Origin of the sequence: Pseudoalteromonas sp. CR1 (assembly GCF_019392235.1) — a bacterium.
Lineage (GTDB): Bacteria > Pseudomonadota > Gammaproteobacteria > Enterobacterales > Alteromonadaceae > Pseudoalteromonas.
On sequence record NZ_JAHXRM010000014.1, the window covers coordinates 1 to 18,606 of the forward strand.

The window sequence follows — 18,606 nt, forward strand, 5'->3', positions numbered from 1 at the left end:
CGCGGGATGGAGCAGCCTGGTAGCTCGTCGGGCTCATAACCCGAAGGTCGTCGGTTCAAATCCGGCTCCCGCAACCACTGAAATAAAAAGTTATAGTAAAGCAACACGCCTAAAGCGTGTTTTTTTATGCCTGAAATTTAGTGAAATGGGTAGCTCGTCGGTCTCAACTCTTCATTAGCCAGCAAAGGTCGTCTTCACTGCGTGAGGCATTCACCCTCTATAAGCTCAGGCTCCCGCAACCACTGAAATAAATAGCTATAATAAAGCAACACGCCTAAAGCGTGTTTTTTTATGCCTGAAATTCAGTGCAATGGGTAGCTCGTCGGTCTCAACTCTTCATTAGCCAGCAAAGGCCGTCTTCACTGCGTGAGGCATTCACCCTCTATAAGCTCAGGCTCCTGCAACCACTGAGATAAATAGCTATAATAAAGCAACACGCCTAAAGCGTGTTTCTTATGCCCGAAATTCAGTAATTTCTAATAACAAAGCTGTGATTACATTTACCCCATTTACTTATACTAATCATTTTAAGTTTTTTATTACTTAACACCCCGTGCTGGGTATGTTAAAACGGCTGAAATATTTTTAAGCGCACTTTTACATGACAGAACTTTACCACTGGTTTGATTTAATCGGTATCGCCGTGTTTGCTATTTCAGGCACATTAGTGGCCTACGAGAAAAAAATGGATGGCTTTGGGGTTGTAGTATTAGCAACAGTAACCGCTATTGGTGGGGGGACTGTGCGTGATGTTATTTTAGATGTGCCGGTATTTTGGTTGCATGACCAGAGTTATTTTTTCGCTATTTTAGCCGCAGTGCTTATTACGTCTCGGCTTATTAATAAGCAAAAATCAATTCCGTACTACACATTGCAAATAGCAGATGCATTCGGTTTGGCATTTTTTGCTGTAATGGGCACGCAAAAAGCATTGCTTGCAGGTATGCCAGAAATGACAGCAATTATTATGGGGGTAATAACCGCCTGCTTTGGAGGCTTAATACGCGATGTTCTTGCCCGAGAAATTCCTATGTTATTAAAAGGCGAGCTATATGCTATTACCTGTATTGCGGGTGGTATTGTATATACGCTCAGTGTGTATTTTTCATTTGTGACCGAGCTGGCGATGGTATTGGCGATGTTGATGACATTACTCCTGCGTTTTTCAGCAATAAAGTGGAAAATCACATTACACGTTTTTAAATATCCTGACTAAACTTATCTAATCATAGGACTGATTAGGATAAGGAATGTCATTAGCTCGTATATATTCTCGTGCACAGGTGGGTATTAATGCCCCTGAGGTTATTGTTGAGGTTCATTTAGGAACGGGTCTACCTGCATTTCATATTGTGGGCCTTCCTGAGGCCTCAGTAAAAGAGTCAAAAGACAGGGTGCGCAGTGCACTTGAAAACTCTCAATTTGGTTTCCCTGATCAACGCATTACTGTTAATTTAGCGCCCGCCGACTTACCCAAAGATGGTGGTCGGTTTGACCTTGCTATTGCCGTAGGTATTTTAGTGGCATCAGGGCAAATAGTGTGCCCTGATATTCATAAATATGAGTTTTACGGTGAACTTGCACTCAACGGTGAGGTACGTGGAGTAAATGCTATTTTACCTTCTGTACTTGCTGCTAAGGAACAAAACCGCTGCTGCTTTTTACCCATAGCTAATGATAGCTTGGCAAGTCTTGTAAATGGTGTAAAACGTAAAGCGGTAAGCTCTATCCAAGAGGTATGGGGGGATTTACTAAACCAGCAGCCGTTGCCGTTAAATATAGAATACCCAGATTGCACGCAGGCACCTGACTTTTTACTTGATTTGAGCGATGTAAAAGGCCAGCCCGGTGCTAAACGTGTATTAGAAATAGCCGCTGCAGGCGGGCACAACCTGTTGTTTTTAGGTCCACCGGGAACCGGTAAATCAATGCTTGCTCAACGAATGGCCACAATAATGCCGGCTATGTCTGATGATGAAGCGCTTTCAACTGCCGCACTTTATTCAATTATTGGTCATTCAATCGATTTAACAAACTGGCGGCAGCGCCCTTTTCGTAATCCTCACCATACCTGCTCGGCGGTTGCATTAGTAGGGGGGTCATCAAACCCTAAGCCGGGTGAAATTTCGCTAGCGCATAATGGGGTATTATTTTTAGATGAACTTCCAGAGTTTGAGCGCAAAGTGCTCGACTCCCTGCGTGAGCCAATGGAAACCGGTACGGTAACTATTTCGCGTGCGGCGCGGCAAATGGAGTTCCCTGCGCAGTTTCAGCTCATTACAGCGTTAAACCCAAGTCCTACGGGAAGCCACACCGATAAACGAGCAACACCCGATCAAGTTATACGTTATTTATCTCGTGTATCAGGCCCATTTGTTGACCGTATTGATTTGCAAATAGAACTACCACGGTTAACAAGCGTAGAACTGCAAAGCACTAAACAAGAAGAAACCAGTGCACAGGTGCGTGCGCGGGTAGAAGCAGCTTATTACATACAGTTAAAACGCCAAGGCAAAGTAAATGCGCGGCTTAATAATAAAGAAATGAGTATTCACTGTGAGCTTGCTTCAGCAGAGCTGCAGTTTTTGGCGAAGGCCAGTGAAAAGCTGTCTTTATCGCCGCGCTCTTACCATAGGGTCATTAAAGTAGCGCGTACGATTAGTGATTTAAAAGGGAATGAAAAAATTAGCTTAGACGACTTAAAAGAGGCATTAAATTACAGAGCCTTTGAACGCTTAATTGCTCAACTCACCAAGTAACCAAAGTTGAGTATAAATAGCTTAAACCGCTTTTTAACAACTATATAGAGAGCATGTAGCCTTTGCCACGCACTGTGACAATACGCTTTTGATCTTTTTCATCGTTTAGCTTTTTACGCAGTCGACCAATAAGAACATCGACTGTACGATCGTTAGGGCTCCAATCGGGCTGTCCTATTTCTTCAGATATTTTTTCACGTGAAGTGGCTTTACCTGCATTACTTATTAAACAAATAAGTACTTTGTGCTCTGCTTCAGTTAAACGTGATTCAACACCTGATGAGGTAATTAAGGTGCGATTATCGGGGTGTAATTTAAAGTCGGCGTATTCAATAAACTCTTCACTTTCGTCGTTATCTATATTAACAGCAACGCGTTTGTATAGAGCACGCATACGTAGTTCAAGCTCAAGTAAATCGACAGGTTTACAAATATAATCGTCTGCACCTTGGGCAAGGCCTGCTATGCGATCTGCTTGGGAATCACGGCTAGATAGCACAATAACACCAATGTCTGTTAGAGTATTGAGCTCTTTGGCAAGCTGTAGCCCATCAATTTTAGGCAAAACAATATCTATAATGGCAAGTGTAAAAGCATCGCGCAGGTTTGACCGCTGCTTTACGATGCTTAGTGCATCAGCGCCAGTTGAGTCTACTTCTATTGTAAATTCGGTTTCTGCAAAGTGATTTTGAATGCGTTTAACGAGTATTTCGTCGTCTTCAACCAATAAAACATTAATAGCCATAGTACTTTATTTTAAATGTTTGTAGCTCTGTATGGTAGCACCATTAGGTAAATGCTGAGAAGGGGTTACATGCTAGTTTTAAGTAACTTAATATTTCAAAAATATTAAAATAATTATAAAAAATTAAAAAGCGCCCTTATATTTGAGGGCGCTTTTCATAGCGTTATAAAATACCGGATTAAATTATTTACCTTCGTACATTGAATCCCACCACTGTGGCTCATCTTTTAGTTTTTTATCGAAATAAGCCAGCATAGTATTCCACCAGTTAAAGCGTTTATCGCGAGCAAAAATTTGATGGTCTGCGCCTTTATACTCAATAAGCTCTACGTCTTTGTTAAGCAGTTTAAGTGCGGTATACATTGTTAAACTCTCGCCTACCGGTACGTTAGTATCGCTATCACCATGAATAAGTAACAGTGGAGAGGTTACTTTATCAGCATGAAATACCGGACTATGCTGGCTATAAAGCTCAGCGTTATTCCATGGGAAGCTGTTTTTAGATGCCTCACCAGAATATAAGTAGCCCCACCATCCTTCGCCCCAATAAGAGGTTAAGTTTGAAATACCAGCATGGGAAATAGAAGCGCTAAATAAATCGGTTTTTGTAGCCAATAACATAGTCATAAAGCCACCATAAGAGGCCCCTAAATTACCAACTTTGGTATTATCTACATAGTCGTATTTTCTTAAAAATGCCTGTGTCCCTTCAATAATATCGTCGGCGGTGTAATCACCCCACGCATTTACATGTTGCGCTGAGAATTTTTGTCCAAAGCCCGTTGCGCCGGTAGGTTGTACTACATAAACCACATAGCCGTTTTCAGCCCATAAATTAAATGGGTAACGGCCGGTAAAGCCACGAGTAACAGGTGATGTGCCACCGTAATAATAAACAAGAGCAGGGTACTTTTTAGTTTTATCTAGGTTACTTGGCACATAAACACGCCCGGTTATTTCAACACCACTTTTATTAGTAAAGTTAAATTCTTCAAGGGTGGGGATTGTTGTATTGGCATAAGCAATTGGTTTTGAATCCCAAATAAGATCGGTTTTGTTTTTACTAATATTAAGGCGTTTTAGTTGTTGGGGCGCTAAAGCACTTGTGCCAGTGATTAATACTTGTGAATTACGCCCGTATGAAACGCTAAATTTTTCTACAATATCTACACTGGTATTTAACTTTTTAAAGCGCTGCTTACTTAGGTCAAATAAATACAGTGGTTGAGTGTCTTTTTCGGTCACTTTAAGTACCGCATCGCCGTTTTCTAACACGCTTAGCTGACCAATCGATGGGTCGAATTGTTTACTGAGCGCAGTGACATTTTTACCGTTGTTAGTTAACAGGTAAAGCTGTCCGTCGTAATTATTGGCAAGCATTGACTTTGGCAGCGCTCTGCCAGCGCCATTTTTAAAGTCGGGACCTGCAACAACATACACGTCTTTGTTTGCGTATTTTGCTTGGTTAAATGTCTTAAATTTACCAAGTGACAAAAGTTTGTTTGATTTTATATCCAGCTCAACGAGCTCTGTCTCAGGGTGAGTAGACGCTTGCATAGCCATAACCGAACGGCTCATTAATACTTTTCCACGCGCACTATTTAAATCTTCAAAGCTATGAGAAAGCGGGCCTTGGCTAAGCGTTTTTGTTAAGCCACTTTTAGTATCAAGCATATAAAGTTGGCTGGTGGTGCGCGCATATGACCAACGATCTTGAAGGCCTTTGTAATGCTTGGTTAAGTTGTGACTGTTTTCTGGTGATTTAGACCAGCTAAATACGATGCTAGTGTCGTTAAAAAAAGTGAAGCCACTCGCGCCGGCTAAGTCGCTTGCCAGTGTTTTAATAGCTAAGCTTTTACGATTAAGCTGTTTTAGCTCACCATTTAACAAGTACACTAAGTACTGATTATCTGGGCTCCAAATAATGTTACTTGGTTGTCCATCTTCAAATCGATATACAGTCAAGTTGTCTGTATTTTTTAACTCGGTAACCAAGTTGGCTTTATTTTGATTCTTATCGTCGTAAGTGCGTTTAGTGGTTATGTATTGCTGAGCGTTGGGCGCTAGAGATATATTACTTAGGGTCGGTGCATCAAATAATTGCTTTGCCGATAAGCGCTTTATGTTTGATGTTTTTAGCGTAATTTTATCAGTGTCACTTTTAGGGATGAAATCGATAACCACATCATTCCAGTTTGCGACTTGTTGCGCCAAAATAATAACGCTGTGAGTGGAGTTAGTTAAGGCAAGCTTATAACTGTTTTTATCACCTTTTTGAAGCTCACTATTAATAAATAATTGCCCCTCTTCAATCCCCTTTAAAGTCAGAGTGCCTTGTGTAAAACGCGTTGTTTCTATATTAAACTTCAGCGCTTGAAGTCCGCCAAGGGTGAGTGCGCTTACTTTATTGAATGGTTGCCAGCTTTGTTTTTTACCGAAAATAGAAAAACTATCTGAGTTTGCTTGTAATTGTGGCAAAAGGTTGTTGATAATGGCTGAGCTATGAGGCGTTTGAAAAGGTTTTAATTGCATATCTTCGGCAATAGGGCCGATAAATTGAATCTTTGATTTGTCCAATGGTTCAGCAAGTGTTGCAAAGCATAAACTGCCAAACGCTAATAAGCCTAAGGCTCGTTTAAGTCGCTTGTTGCGATAACACCAAGGTGCATTAAATTTCATTATTGTGCCTGTTATTATTGGATGTTTGGTCAAATATAGCATGTATTGTTAACATGCTCATCCATCCAATATAAAGGAGAGAAAGTGACTTTACTGATTGTTTATATGGTTGTGGCCATTGTTATTTCGTTTTTGTGCTCTGTGATGGAGGCGGTGCTATTAAGTATTTCGCCAAGCTATGTTGCATCACTGAGAAAAGAGCAGCCTGAGCTTGCTAAGCAACTTGAAAAACTAAAAAATAATATAGATCAGCCATTAGCAGCTATTTTAACCTTAAATACCATTGCACATACCGCAGGTGCGGCGGGTGTGGGGGCGCAAGCTGCTGTGGTTTTTTCTGATGCTGCAGTAGGAATTGCCTCAGCAATAATGACTTTACTGGTATTAGTTCTTTCTGAAATTATTCCAAAAACACTGGGGGCTAATTATTGGCGTGCCTTAACGCCAAGTGTTACCTACTCTTTACGGTTTTTGGTGATTTCGCTAAAGCCCTTTGTATGGTGTGCGCAAAAGTTAACAAACCTAATGGGGCCAAAACACGACGAGGCTTATTATATTCGCCAAGAAATAGAAGCCATGGCAGATATTGGCACTGAGTCGGGTGCTTTGCACGAAGATGAGTCTGAAATTATTCGTAATCTTTTACATTTTAGACACGCAAAATTGTCTGACTTAATGACGCCGCGCACGGTTATATTTAAAGTACATAAAGACTTAACAGTAAACCAATACTTAAATGAGCATGGTTCGTCATCGTTTTCCCGCGTATTAATCTTTGATAAAGATGCTGACGACATTGTCGGATTTGTGCATAAAAACGATATTATGTTGGCCTATCATCGCTTAGGGACCGATTATAAAATTAGTAAGCTGATCAAACCAATCTATACAGTACCCACATCTCAAAACGTATCGTCATTATTGCAAACACTACTAACGCAGCGTACGCACATATGTTTAGTCGTGGATGAATACGGAGAAGTGCGTGGCATTGTAACGCTTGAGGATATGATTGAAGCACTTATGGGCTTAGAAATAGTCGACGAGCGCGACCAATCAACCAATATGCGTGCAGTAGCAAAACAGCGCTGGCGTAAACGTTTAGCCAGCAGTGCGCATATTGTAAGTGCAGAAGATGAACACCCTAAAGAAGAAAAATAGCCCTTTACTTGCAGCGTTAGCTATTGTTAGGTACTTAAACTTAAAACAATAGTTAACGCCTGCCCTCGTGTTTTTTTAGCCAAACGGTATACTAGCGCGATTATTTTAAATGGCTTTAATTATGATAAGAATAGATCTCACCTTGGCTGACCAGCCATTTTCATTGATGGTTTCTGGGCAGCAAATAGTACAAGTATTTCATAACCAGCAAGCTATTGCGTTTGATACTCCTCGAGAACATTACTATCAATTTAACTTTCAAGATAAATTAATAGGTATAGATACCAGCACAACTACTGAGCAAAGTATTTCGTTATTTGTAGACGAGCAATTTGCTACTCAGCTCGCTTTACCAGCCCCAGTTAATGGCGAACCTAAAAGAGGGGTTTTAGGGCTCGCGGCGCTTGGCTTTAAATTATTTAAAAGTGCAAAAGTAGTAAAGGCTGCGCTGGCAGGTGCATCAGTTGCTGGGTATGCCTGGCTATTTAGTATTGAATTTGCGCTGATGCTTATAGCGTGTTTAGTAGTGCATGAGTATGGGCACGTAAGAGCAATGAAGTACTTTGGTATAAAAACCAAAGGTATTTACTTAATCCCATTTGTAGGTGGGTTAGCTGTCAGTGACGATAAAATAACAACCCGCTGGCAAGATGTGGTGATATCGCTCATGGGCCCTGCATTTGGTTTGTTTACCTCAGTGTTAGGTGTGGTGCTTTATTACGCCACAGAGATGGACATATTTGCCGGTGTTGCGGTATTGAGCGCACTACTTAACTTATTTAACTTACTGCCTATTTTACCGCTAGATGGTGGGCATGTATTAAAGAGTATCAGCTTTTCTATGCGCTCATGGATTGGACTAAGTGTATGCTTGCTGGGAGTGTTATTTGGCTTATGGCTAAGTTACACCTTTGGTTTAATGTTATTAGTGTTCTTTTTGTTTGTGGGCGCACTGGAAATTGTATTTGAATGGCGCAGCCGACATTACTCCCATTTATTGCCGCTTGATAAATACGGCCAAGGCTTTTCAGCAGCTATGTACGCTATTGTAGTTGCAGGCCATGTGGCAGTGATGATGCATTTTGCAGACTCTGACAATCCAATACTTAGTTTACCGATGACGATTTTATCGAGCTAATAATTGTGCGCAGTTAACTTTTAACTGCACGCAAAGCTTCATTAATAAAAGCTCAATATCAGCGATATAAACACCCCTGTTACAAATAGCTGTACTACACAAAAACCCATAATATCTTTTGCTTTTAGGCCCGCTATAGCCAATACGGGTAGTGCCCAAAAAGGTTGAATTAAATTAGTCCACGCATCGCCCCATGCTACAGCCATAGCAACGCGCGATATATCGGCGCCTAGCTCTTGCGCTGCGGGTATAACAATAGGTGCTTGTACTGCCCATTGGCCGCCACCTGAGGGCACAAACATATTAACGAGTCCTGCACTTATAAAGCTGTAAAATGGCAAGCTATCGGCATCTGCAATGGCAATAAAGCCTTGTGATATTTGTTGTGCTAACCCTGTATCGACCATGACCGCCATAATGCCAGCATAAAACGGAAACTGAATAATAATACCCGCACCACTAGGAATTGCTTGTTGTAAGCTATTAAGCACATTGTGAGGAGTTTGATGTAGCGTAATAGCTAAAAATAAAAACAGGGCAATTACACTATTGAGGTTTAAGCCACCACCAGAGATAAAAAAGTAATAGCCTAAGTAGGCAAGCCCCATTAAGCCAATACCCATACCTAGTAGTTTGCTTTGCTCTAAATGTTGTGCAGGACGCGTTACATTTCTTGCTGCAGGTGTGCTGGTGTTCAATAAGTTTGGATCAATATAAATACTGTCGTTTTCACTGGGTAACATGTAGCGGTTTACTAATGGGACGATAATAAATAAACCAATCAGAATGGCAATATTAAAGCCTGCAAATAAGGTTTGATCTGTACTAACAATACCCATACTTGCCTGTGAAAAGTGTCCTGGTGTTGCAATGGTTAGCGGGATTGAGCCTGCAAGACCGCCATGCCATACCACAAAGCCAGTATATGCACTAGCTACTAATAATCGATAATCAACACGGGTATGTTTTGCGATAGCTTTGGCAAACAATGCACCAATAACAAGGCCAAATCCCCAGTTTAGCCAGCTCGCTAAAAGTGAGATCAAGGTAACCAATATAATTGCTTTAGGCGCGGTATTGGCTAAGGTTGCTAGTTTCTCTAATACTTTGCTAATGGGGGGGGTACTTGCCAGCATGTAGCCTGTAATAAGTACAAGCAGCATTTGCATAGCAAAGCTTAATAGGTTCCAAAATCCATTGCCCCATGCTTGCAGTACATTAATACTGGTGAAAGGTGTAAATATACTGGCAGCGCAAAATGTAATAAGTGTAAGCAAAATTACAAATATAAATGGGTCGGGTAGGTAACGCTCAACCAGTTTTGTAAATGGGGTGGCTATTCTATTAAGCATAAAAATACAGTTTAGTGTTTGTTTGTAGATTAATTAATCACGAAATGTGGTTATGTGCAAATCACAATTAGTATTACAGGGGACAGTTTTATACTGTCTATACCTTAAACGTTGATTAAAACTAAGGCATACAGTAACGTACTGTTTATAGATAATTTAATAACAAAGATTTTGTATTATGCCGGTGATATTTAAAAGGTTAGCGTTACTTGTGCGCGCTCATATTGATCAATTGAGCTGGCAAGCAGTGACCTTTGCAATTTTAACTCATATGCTCGTAACCTGGTTGCTACTGTATGTTGCTAATGAACAGGCATTAACCTCTATAACCACTTTTTTTTACTATTACACAGTGACAACCTCAACAGTAGGGTATGGTGATTTTAGCCCGACAACAGAGCTTGGTCGGTGGGTGGTTGCTTTAATACAAATTCCGTTTGGTTTAGCTTTATTTGGTGTTTTGCTTGGAAAAGCAGGACAAACTGTTACTTACTTAATTAGGCACGCTATGACTGGTGATAAAGATTTTGCTCACAGTAATAACCACATCATTATTTTTGGTTGGCACGATACCAGAACTAAAAAAATGATTGATTACATTTTGGCGGATACAAAACGCACTGAACGTCGTATTTTACTCGCGGTAACAGAGCAAATGGAACATCCGTTTTTAGCAAATGAGCAGGTTGATTTTGCGCGTCTTTCTAGCTTTACTGATTTAGCTGAGCTGGAGCGTGTAGCAATCAGGCATGCCGATAAAGTAATTATTGATGGACAAGACGATGACCAAACATTCACTACTGCGCTGCGTATTAGCCGCTTAGTAAAAGATGAGTGCCATATTAGTGCTCATTTTTTAGATGAAACTAAAGTCGATATGTTACTGGAGCACTGTCAAAATATAGAATGTAGCAGCGCTAAGTCGGCTGAAATATTAGTTCGTTCAATGCAAGACCCCGGCTCTAGTCGAGTACAAGAAGAGCTGCTTTCTACATTACATGGTGATACACAATTTAGCTTAAAAGTCCCCAGTGGTTGTAAGGAAATGGAATTTGGCACTTTATTTCATCATTTTAAAAAGCAGCACGACGCTATTTTATTAGGTGTTGCACATAACTTGAGTGCTCAAAATATGGACTTAAATCCACCTTTGGATTATAAAGTGAATGAAGGGGATATTCTCCACTATATTTCTGTTGAGCGTGTATTGAGCGGCGAAGTTGATTGGTCAAGCTTGGAAAAATAATGAATGAAGTTATATTTTTAATTGTTATTTTAAGTGCGTACATTTTACCTGTAGTCATTGTACTAAACAGTAAACGTACGCAAGGCCACGAAAAAAATGGTTGGCTTATTGGCATTATCTTTTTTTCGTGGTTAGGGCTTATTATGTATTTTGCAATTGTGCCCAAACACGGGCACAAAAAGAAAAAAGCAGTAAAAAAATAAGCGCAACGCGACCCTTACTATTTGGCCATATTCATAATTTCATTCCAATCATGCTCTGTTACGGGCATAACAGATAATCTTCCTGCTTTTTTTAGTGCTAGCTCAGTAATGCTGTTGTTTGCTTTTATTGATTTTAAGCTCACAATTTTATTCAAATGTTGGTGATAGGTTACGTTAACCACTACCCAGCGCGGGGTATCGCTGGTGGCTTTAGGGTCATAATAATCGCTATTTAGGTCAAATTGAGTAGGGTCTGGATAGGCTGAACTTGTTACCTTTGCCATACCCGCGACGCCTACGTTTTTACAGCTCGAGTGATAAATCATCACTAAATCGCCTTCTTTAACATCATCACGCAAAAAGTTTCGGGCTTGGTAATTTCTTACACCTTCCCACATTGTTGTTTGGTTAGTTGCGTGTTTTAGGTCGTCAATTGAAAAAGCATCGGGTTCGGTTTTAAACAGCCAGTAAGCCATAGTTGTATTCCTAACAAAGATTTACATAGTTGTAGTCTATAGTATCATTAAGTTATTAGGGAATTGAGGAACATATAATGAGCCAAGTTTTAGATGATTTATTATCGTTATTAACACTTGAAGAAATAGAGCAAGGGTTATACCGAGGGCAAAGCCAAGATTTGGGTTTTAGAGCTGTTTTTGGTGGTCAGGTTATGGGGCAAGCGCTTTCAGCTGCAAAGGAAACCCTACCGGCTGGACGTATTGTTCACTCATTACATTCTTACTTTTTACGCCCGGGTGACGCAGCTAAACCTATAGTGTACGATGTTGAAACTATTCGCGATGGCAAAAGCTTTAGTACCCGCCGTGTAAGTGCTATTCAATACGGTAAGCCTATTTTTTATATGACTGCATCTTTTCAAGCGGTTGAAGACGGACTTTCACATCAGGCAACGATGCCAGATGTACCGCAACCGGAAGAGCTTCGTTCGTCACTTGAGTTTTATCAAGAAAATGCTGAGCATATACCCGAGGTGATTCGTAATAAATTTATTCGCGAAATGCCTATTGAAATGCGCCCTGTGACATTTCATAACCCCTTTAAACCAGAAGCAATTGAACCAGTTAAACATATTTGGTTTAGAGCGAATGGGGATATGCCCGATGATCAGCGCATTCATAATTACCTATTGGCTTATGCCTCTGATTTTGAGTTTTTACCAACTGCATTACAGCCCCATGGCGTGTCGTTTATGCAGCCAAATATGCAGGTTGCAACGATTGACCATGCAATGTGGTTTCATCGTTCGTTTCGATTAGATGACTGGATTTTATATACCATAGACAGCCCGAGTGCGAGCTCAGGCAGAGGGTTGGTAAGAGGGCAGTTTTTTGATCGCCAAGGCAACTTGGTTGCCTCAACAATTCAAGAAGGGGTTATGCGTCAGCGCTAACCCTATTTTTTTTAGCGGCTAGTTACACTGGTCTTGAACAATGTCGCTAATTGATTGCCATATGCGGGCAGGTAGCAATGTTTTAAGTTGTGAATAGGTTTCGCATAATTGCGTACTGCCCACCAAGCCATTATCGCCCTCTGTAACCAGCCCTTCACCACGTAAGTTATCGATAAAACCAACAAGTACTTTTTTATCAAAAAATTCTGGTGTTTTAATGCCATGTAACGTGCCTAAACGCTGGGCTAATACTTGGCTTTCACGTTCAAGCTCTGCTTTTTCTATTCCATCACTCGTTTGTATAAAACCAATAACAATAGCATAACGTTGCAGGGTAAAGCTGAGTGCTCGTCCTAGCATTTCTAATTTTGCTAAACAATCGTTAGTGTTGGTGATATGTATATTGTCACCATCAAATTCAATTAAATTTTGGTCAGCAAAGTTCGCTAAAATACGAGTGATATAGTTTTCATCAAGGGGCTGTAAATACCACTCCTTGGCAAATAGCGGATAAAACGAATGTACTAATTGTTCGCATTGCTTAATCGTTGTTGTGTGCTGCTTGAATAAGTGCAATGCCAGTAAGCTAGGTACCGCAAATAGGTGCAAAATATTATTTCGGTAGTAGTTAAAAAGTGTTTTTTCTTTATCGCTAATGGCAATAATCTCGCCAAACTCATCGCTTATCACATCAAACTTATTAAGTTTTAAAGCGTGCGTAAGTAGTTGCTCCGGTGTTTCGTCTGGCGCGGTTACTTTGTCGCTATAACTAGCATCACGCTGCAAGCGTAAGTAAAAATCAAGCTGGGCTAATAGCTTTGGTTTACTTAATGCGTGCTTGTCGTTTACTAGCAACACCATCGCTAATAAGTTAACAGCATTTAATGCAGCTGCATTATTAATTTTAACCATAACTTGGTCTGCTAAAGCTGCGACTTGTGGGCCTAACCACTGAGGTTTTTGTACGTCAGTTGGGTGAATCGCGTCGCGCCAGTCGGGTTGGTTATCGTTTAAATATTGATTAACCGAAATAGGATCGCCGAAATTAAGGTAACCACGGCCATAGTTTTTAAGGTTTTTTATCGCTTTAAAAATACCAAATATTGACTCGCCTTTTTTATCTTTTCCAGCAAGCTCTTTAAGGTACGTATTTATTTCCATCACATGTTCGTAGCCAATATATACAGGGACTATCGATACCGGTCGGTCAATACCACGTAGCATTGCTTGAAAGGTCATTGCAAGCATACCTGTTTTAGGAGGTAACAAACGCCCCGTGCGGCTTCGTCCACCTTCTGTATAAAACTTAACAGAGTAACCTTTAATAAATAATTGGCTCAAATATTCTTTAAAAATAGCAGAGTACAGTTTATTACCTGCAAATGAGCGGCGAATGAAAAACGCACCAGAGCGGCGGAATATACCGCCTGCTGGGAAAAAGTTAAGGTTAACGCCTGCGGCAATATGTGGCGGCACTAAACCTAAATGGTAAATAGAGTAGGTAAGAAGCAAGTAGTCCATGTGGCTACGATGACAAGGCATGTAAATAATTTCATGTCCTTTATTTGTTAACTCATGCAATTGCTCTGTATGTTTTATATTTATACCGTTATATAGCTTATGCCAAAGCCATGTTAAAAAGCGATCAGCAACGCGGATCATGGCTTCAGAATAGTTTGCGGCTATTTCATCAAGTAGCTTAAGCGCATTTTGACGTGCTTCGGTTTGGCTAATATTTTTAGCTTTTGCTTCATCCTGAATGGCTTTTTTAATGGTAGGAGAGGCCAATAGTGAATTAAAGAGCTGCTCGCGCGATGGCATTTTAGGGCCAGTGGCTGCCAGTTTTTGACGCTTAAAGTGAACCCGGGCAACACGTAGTAATTTTTGTGGTAGCTCATTTACATCGGCTTTTTCATTTACAATAAGTGATAAGTCGAGAGGTTGACTAAAGCGAATAAAGTTATCGCGACCAGAAAATAACACCACAAAAAATTTTCTAAACCAGCTTGGTGTAACCGAGTGCGTTATTAATGTACGTAATCCTGGTTTTTCTTTACCTGGGTCGCGCCCCCATAAAATAGTTGCCGGTATCACTTGTACATTTTTTTGGCCACTATTTATAAGGTGGTCAATTATTTGCTTACCTTGTGCCAGCGCGTTAGTAGGTTTTGCTGTATCACCAAATAAAGGTGGTGGATTTTTAATACCAATAAACCGATCTAAATGCTCATCACCTAATATTTGCTCTTCAGTTGGACTGGGCAACCCGTGTTTTTTACAAGCATGAGCAAGCGCTGCAAGATCAAAACGAGAGTTTAAACGCACTATATAAAATGTAGGGTAATCAGGATTTAAATCGTACTGTTTAATAGGGTTTCCTGGGAGGACTTTGCTTTTTACAAATAAGCGACTAAATCCAGCAGATAAAACGTTTAAACAATAATTAAAAATACGCATCGACTCACCATATTGAGGGTGTTAAAAAAGCAAAATTAGCGTGATAGGATATCATATTATCTAAAAAATCGCTTCTTTACGAAATGAGATTAGTTAATGCTGCTATTGACCTTCGTAGAAAAATTTAGTTCCAGTATAGTCATATAATAGAAGCAGGCACTTATTTAAACGAATTAATCACTCATAGATTGTTTTGAATTAGTTGTTGCATTTATCACCAATACCTCTATAATACGCAGGCTTTCAAAATTCCCCCGGGAACTAGGAAGGATAAATTAAGCTTGGATTTCAAGCTAATAAACAGGAGTTCCGATTTGGAACTCAACGTAGATATAATCAAACAGCCGGCATCTTAGTTATTGAGATTGTTTCGGTCGTTTTTTTATGCTCTTTTAAATGCTCTTTATATTGAGGTTAAGAATGTCAAATCAACGCATTCGTATTCGCCTAAAAGCTTTTGACCACCGTTTGATTGACCAATCAACGGCAGAAATCGTGGAAACTGCGAAACGCACTGGCGCACAAGTACGTGGTCCAATCCCACTACCTACACGCTTTGAACGTTTTACTGTACTTACATCACCGCACGTAAACAAAGATGCGCGTGATCAGTACGAAATCCGCACCCATAAACGTCTGATAGACATCGTAGAACCAACTGACAAGACTGTTGACGCTCTTATGCGTTTAGATCTTGCTGCTGGTGTTGATGTTCAAATCAGCCTGGGTTAATCGGAAGATTAGAGAGGTTTTAGGAAAATGGCATTAGGTCTAGTCGGTCGTAAAGTGGGTATGACACGAATCTTCACTGAAGATGGTGTATCTATCCCTGTGACAGTTATTGAAGCGACACCTAACCGCATTGCTCAGATCAAATCTGACGCAACAGACGGTTATAACGCGCTTCAAGTAACCGCAGGCACTAAAAAAGCAAGTCGTGTAAACAAAGCTTCAGCGGGTCACTTCGCTAAAGCTGGCGTTGAAGCGGGTCGCGGTCTGTGGGAATTCCGCCTTAACGGTGGTGAAGGCGATTTTGAAGTAGGCGCAGAGCTTACTGTTGAGTTATTCAACGAAATCAACAAGGTTGACGTAACCGGTACTTCTAAAGGTAAAGGTTTCCAAGGTGGTGTTAAGCGCTGGAATTTCAGCATGCAAGACGCTACACATGGTAACTCTCTATCTCACCGTGCTCCTGGTTCAATCGGTCAAAACCAATCACCTGGTAAGGTGTTTAAAGGTAAGAAAATGGCCGGTCATATGGGTGCTGAGCGTGTAACGACTCAAAACTTAGAACTAGTTCGCGTTGACGCTGAGCGTAACTTGCTTTTAGTGAAAGGTGCAGTACCTGGATCTATCGGCGGTGACGTTATCGTTAAACCAGCTGTTAAAGCATAAGTCCTGGAGATTTAGTGATGGAATTAGCAATCAAAGACGCTTCTGGCGCTCTTGAAGTTTCTGAAGCTACTTTTGGACGTGAGTTTAACGAAGCATTAGTACACCAAGTAGTTGTTGCTTACGCAGCAGGTGCTCGTCAAGGTACTCGTGCTCAGAAGACACGTTCTGAAGTAAGCGGTGGTGGTAAAAAACCATGGGCTCAAAAAGGTACTGGCCGTGCACGTGCTGGTACAATCCGTAGTCCAATTTGGCGTTCAGGTGGCGTTAGCTTCGCAGCTAAACCACAAGACCACAGCCAAAAAGTAAACCGTAAAATGTACCGTGGTGCGATCAAAAGCATCCTATCTGAACTAGTTCGTCAAGAGCGTTTAATCGTTGTTGAGAGTTTTGGTCTTGAAGCACCAAAAACTAAAGATCTAGTAGCTAAGCTAAAAGAGCTTGAGCTTAAAGATGTACTTATCGTGACTGAAGAAGTAGATGAAAATCTTTTCTTATCAGCACGTAACCTTTATAAGGTTGACACGCGTGATGTAGCTGGTATCGATCCTGTAAGCTTAATTGCTTTCGACAAGGTACTTATTACAGCCGCTGCTGTTAAGCAACTTGAGGAGGCGCTAGCATGATCCGTGAAGAACGTCTTTTAAAAGTGATCCTTGCTCCACACATCTCTGAAAAAAGCACAATTGCTGCTGAAGAAAACAACACGATTGTTTTCAAAGTAGTAAATGACGCAACTAAAGCTGAAATTAAAGCAGCAGTTGAGAAGCTTTTTGAAGTAGAAGTAACGGGTGTTCGCACACTTAACGTTAAGGGTAAAACAAAACGTACTGGCATGCGTTTCGGTCGTCGTAGCGACTGGAAGAAAGCTTACGTTACTCTTAAAGAAGGCAGCGAGCTAGACTTTGTCGGCGGCGCCGAGTAATAAGGGGATAGAATTATGGCACTTCAAAAGTGTAAGCCTACTTCTGCGGGTCGTCGTCACCTAGTTAAAGTGGTTAACTCTGATTTACATAAGGGTAAGCCATACGCACCACTTTTAGAGAAAAACTCTAAATCAGGTGGTCGTAATAACAATGGTCGTATTACGGTTCGTCATATCGGTGGTGGTCATAAACATCATTACCGTTTAATCGATTTTAAACGTACTAAAGATGGCATTCCAGCTACTGTTGAACGTTTAGAATACGATCCAAATCGTAGCGCAAACATCGCTCTTGTATTATATGCAGACGGTGAGCGTCGTTACATTATCGCACCTAAAGGCTTAAAAGCTGGTGATGCAATCCAGTCTGGTGTTGATGCACCAATCAAAGCTGGTAATGCACTACCAATGCGTAATATGCCTGTAGGTTCGACTGTTCACAACGTAGAATTAAAACCAGGTAAAGGTGCACAAATCGCACGTTCTGCTGGTGCTTACGTTCAAATTCTTGCACGTGATGGTCAGTATGTAACATTACGTCTTCGTTCAGGCGAAGTACGTAAAGTTGAAGCTGATTGTCGTGCTACACTTGGTGAAGTTGGCAATGCTGAGCATATGCTTCGTTCACTTGGTAAAGCAGGTGCAAACCGCTGGCGTGGTATTCGTCCGACAGTTCGTGGTGTTGCCATGAACCCGGTTGATCACCCACACGGTGGTGGTGAAGGTCGTACTTCTGGTGGTCGTCACCCTGTGTCTCCATGGGGTAAGCCGACTAAGGGTGCGAAGACGCGTAAGAACAAGCGTACGGATAAATTTATAGTACGTCGTCGTACTAAGTAATATTGAGGAATAGCCATGCCACGCTCTCTCAAGAAGGGTCCTTTTATAGACCTACACTTGCTGAAGAAGGTAGAGAAAGCTTTGGAAAGCGGTGAGAAAAAGCCAATTAAAACTTGGAGCCGTCGTTCAATGATCATACCTAACATGATCGGATTGACCATTGCTGTCCATAATGGTCGCCAGCACGTACCAGTTTTCGTTTCTGACGAAATGATCGGTCACAAACTAGGTGAATTTGCACCAACTCGCACTTACCGTGGCCATGCTGCGGATAAGAAAGCGAAGAAACGTTAAGAGG

The 18,606-nt window shown here is 41.0% G+C and carries 18 protein-coding genes and 1 tRNA gene; 14 read left to right on the forward strand and 5 right to left on the reverse strand.

Annotation, left to right across the window (positions count from 1 at the left end):
* From KZZ04_RS12685 to KZZ04_RS12695, 3 genes are all read left to right on the forward strand, one after another.
* Positions 1-77, forward strand: a tRNA-Met gene (locus tag KZZ04_RS12685).
* 524 nt (positions 78-601) lie between these two features.
* Complete coding sequence (locus KZZ04_RS12690; RefSeq protein WP_058405904.1) at positions 602-1,216, forward strand: trimeric intracellular cation channel family protein; 615 nt, start codon at positions 602-604, stop codon at positions 1,214-1,216.
* Positions 1,217-1,250: 34 nt separating this feature from the next.
* Complete coding sequence (locus KZZ04_RS12695) at positions 1,251-2,759, forward strand: YifB family Mg chelatase-like AAA ATPase (RefSeq protein WP_058551337.1); 1,509 nt, start codon at positions 1,251-1,253, stop codon at positions 2,757-2,759.
* A gap of 40 nt (positions 2,760-2,799) precedes the next feature.
* Here KZZ04_RS12695 and KZZ04_RS12700 read toward each other — a convergent pair whose 3' ends face one another.
* Together KZZ04_RS12700 and KZZ04_RS12705 are read right to left on the reverse strand one after the other, a co-directional pair.
* Positions 2,800-3,504 (reverse strand): response regulator transcription factor, encoded by a 705-nt coding sequence (locus tag KZZ04_RS12700; RefSeq protein WP_219422897.1) that lies wholly within the window; start codon positions 3,502-3,504, stop codon positions 2,800-2,802.
* 183 nt (positions 3,505-3,687) lie between these two features.
* On the reverse strand, positions 3,688-6,183 hold the full coding sequence (locus KZZ04_RS12705) for a S9 family peptidase (RefSeq protein ID WP_219422898.1): 2,496 nt from the start codon (positions 6,181-6,183) through the stop codon (positions 3,688-3,690).
* 84 nt (positions 6,184-6,267) lie between these two features.
* On the opposite strand from KZZ04_RS12705, the gene KZZ04_RS12710 reads away from it, so the two are divergent.
* A complete protein-coding gene (locus tag KZZ04_RS12710) occupies positions 6,268-7,344 on the forward strand; it encodes a hemolysin family protein (RefSeq protein ID WP_219422899.1) in 1,077 nt (358 codons plus the stop codon).
* Between the two features lie 121 nt (positions 7,345-7,465).
* Positions 7,466-8,482 carry a metalloprotease gene (locus tag KZZ04_RS12715; protein ID WP_219422900.1) on the forward strand — a complete coding sequence of 339 codons (1,017 nt, stop codon included), beginning with the start codon at positions 7,466-7,468 and terminating at the stop codon, positions 8,480-8,482.
* A 41-nt stretch (positions 8,483-8,523) separates the two neighbouring features.
* Here KZZ04_RS12715 and KZZ04_RS12720 read toward each other — a convergent pair whose 3' ends face one another.
* Positions 8,524-9,834 (reverse strand): short-chain fatty acid transporter, encoded by a 1,311-nt coding sequence (locus KZZ04_RS12720; RefSeq protein ID WP_219422901.1) that lies wholly within the window; start codon positions 9,832-9,834, stop codon positions 8,524-8,526.
* Between the two features lie 178 nt (positions 9,835-10,012).
* Here KZZ04_RS12720 and KZZ04_RS12725 point away from each other — a divergent pair, with 178 nt between their 5' ends.
* Positions 10,013-11,080, forward strand: coding sequence for a potassium channel family protein (locus KZZ04_RS12725; RefSeq protein ID WP_058405911.1), 1,068 nt, complete (start codon positions 10,013-10,015; stop codon positions 11,078-11,080).
* Positions 11,080-11,283, forward strand: a complete 204-nt coding sequence (locus KZZ04_RS12730) for a PLDc N-terminal domain-containing protein (RefSeq protein WP_006791365.1) — start codon at positions 11,080-11,082, stop codon at positions 11,281-11,283. The genes KZZ04_RS12725 and KZZ04_RS12730 overlap by 1 nt, the downstream gene beginning before the upstream one ends.
* 17 nt (positions 11,284-11,300) lie before the next feature.
* Here KZZ04_RS12730 and KZZ04_RS12735 read toward each other — a convergent pair whose 3' ends face one another.
* A complete protein-coding gene (locus KZZ04_RS12735; protein ID WP_219422902.1) occupies positions 11,301-11,759 on the reverse strand; it encodes an EVE domain-containing protein in 459 nt (152 codons plus the stop codon).
* Between the two features lie 77 nt (positions 11,760-11,836).
* Between KZZ04_RS12735 and tesB the strand changes: the two genes are divergently transcribed.
* A complete protein-coding gene (gene tesB, locus KZZ04_RS12740) occupies positions 11,837-12,694 on the forward strand; it encodes an acyl-CoA thioesterase II (RefSeq protein WP_006791363.1) in 858 nt (285 codons plus the stop codon).
* A gap of 18 nt (positions 12,695-12,712) precedes the next feature.
* On the opposite strand, the gene plsB is transcribed toward tesB, so the two are convergent.
* Entirely contained in the window at positions 12,713-15,151 is a 2,439-nt protein-coding gene (plsB, locus tag KZZ04_RS12745) for a glycerol-3-phosphate 1-O-acyltransferase PlsB (RefSeq protein ID WP_219422903.1), read from the reverse strand.
* A gap of 420 nt (positions 15,152-15,571) precedes the next feature.
* On the opposite strand from plsB, the gene rpsJ reads away from it, so the two are divergent.
* Genes rpsJ through rpsS form a run of 6 tightly spaced genes read left to right on the forward strand, consistent with a single transcriptional unit; the run spans position 15,572 to position 18,602 of the window.
* Positions 15,572-15,883 carry a 30S ribosomal protein S10 gene (gene rpsJ / locus KZZ04_RS12750; RefSeq protein WP_002957900.1) on the forward strand — a complete coding sequence of 104 codons (312 nt, stop codon included), beginning with the start codon at positions 15,572-15,574 and terminating at the stop codon, positions 15,881-15,883.
* Positions 15,884-15,910: 27 nt separating this feature from the next.
* Positions 15,911-16,546 (forward strand): 50S ribosomal protein L3, encoded by a 636-nt coding sequence (rplC, locus tag KZZ04_RS12755; RefSeq protein ID WP_006791361.1) that lies wholly within the window; start codon positions 15,911-15,913, stop codon positions 16,544-16,546.
* A 17-nt stretch (positions 16,547-16,563) separates the two neighbouring features.
* Complete coding sequence (gene rplD / locus KZZ04_RS12760; protein WP_006791360.1) at positions 16,564-17,169, forward strand: 50S ribosomal protein L4; 606 nt, start codon at positions 16,564-16,566, stop codon at positions 17,167-17,169.
* Positions 17,166-17,468, forward strand: coding sequence for a 50S ribosomal protein L23 (gene rplW, locus KZZ04_RS12765; protein ID WP_006791359.1), 303 nt, complete (start codon positions 17,166-17,168; stop codon positions 17,466-17,468). The genes rplD and rplW overlap by 4 nt, the downstream gene beginning before the upstream one ends.
* Before the next feature lie 15 nt (positions 17,469-17,483).
* Positions 17,484-18,308 (forward strand): 50S ribosomal protein L2, encoded by an 825-nt coding sequence (gene rplB, locus KZZ04_RS12770; protein ID WP_006791358.1) that lies wholly within the window; start codon positions 17,484-17,486, stop codon positions 18,306-18,308.
* A 15-nt stretch (positions 18,309-18,323) separates the two neighbouring features.
* Positions 18,324-18,602: a 30S ribosomal protein S19 gene (gene rpsS, locus KZZ04_RS12775; protein ID WP_004588689.1), complete on the forward strand. Its 279-nt coding sequence runs from the start codon at positions 18,324-18,326 to the stop codon at positions 18,600-18,602.
* Positions 18,603-18,606: the final 4 nt, after the last annotated feature.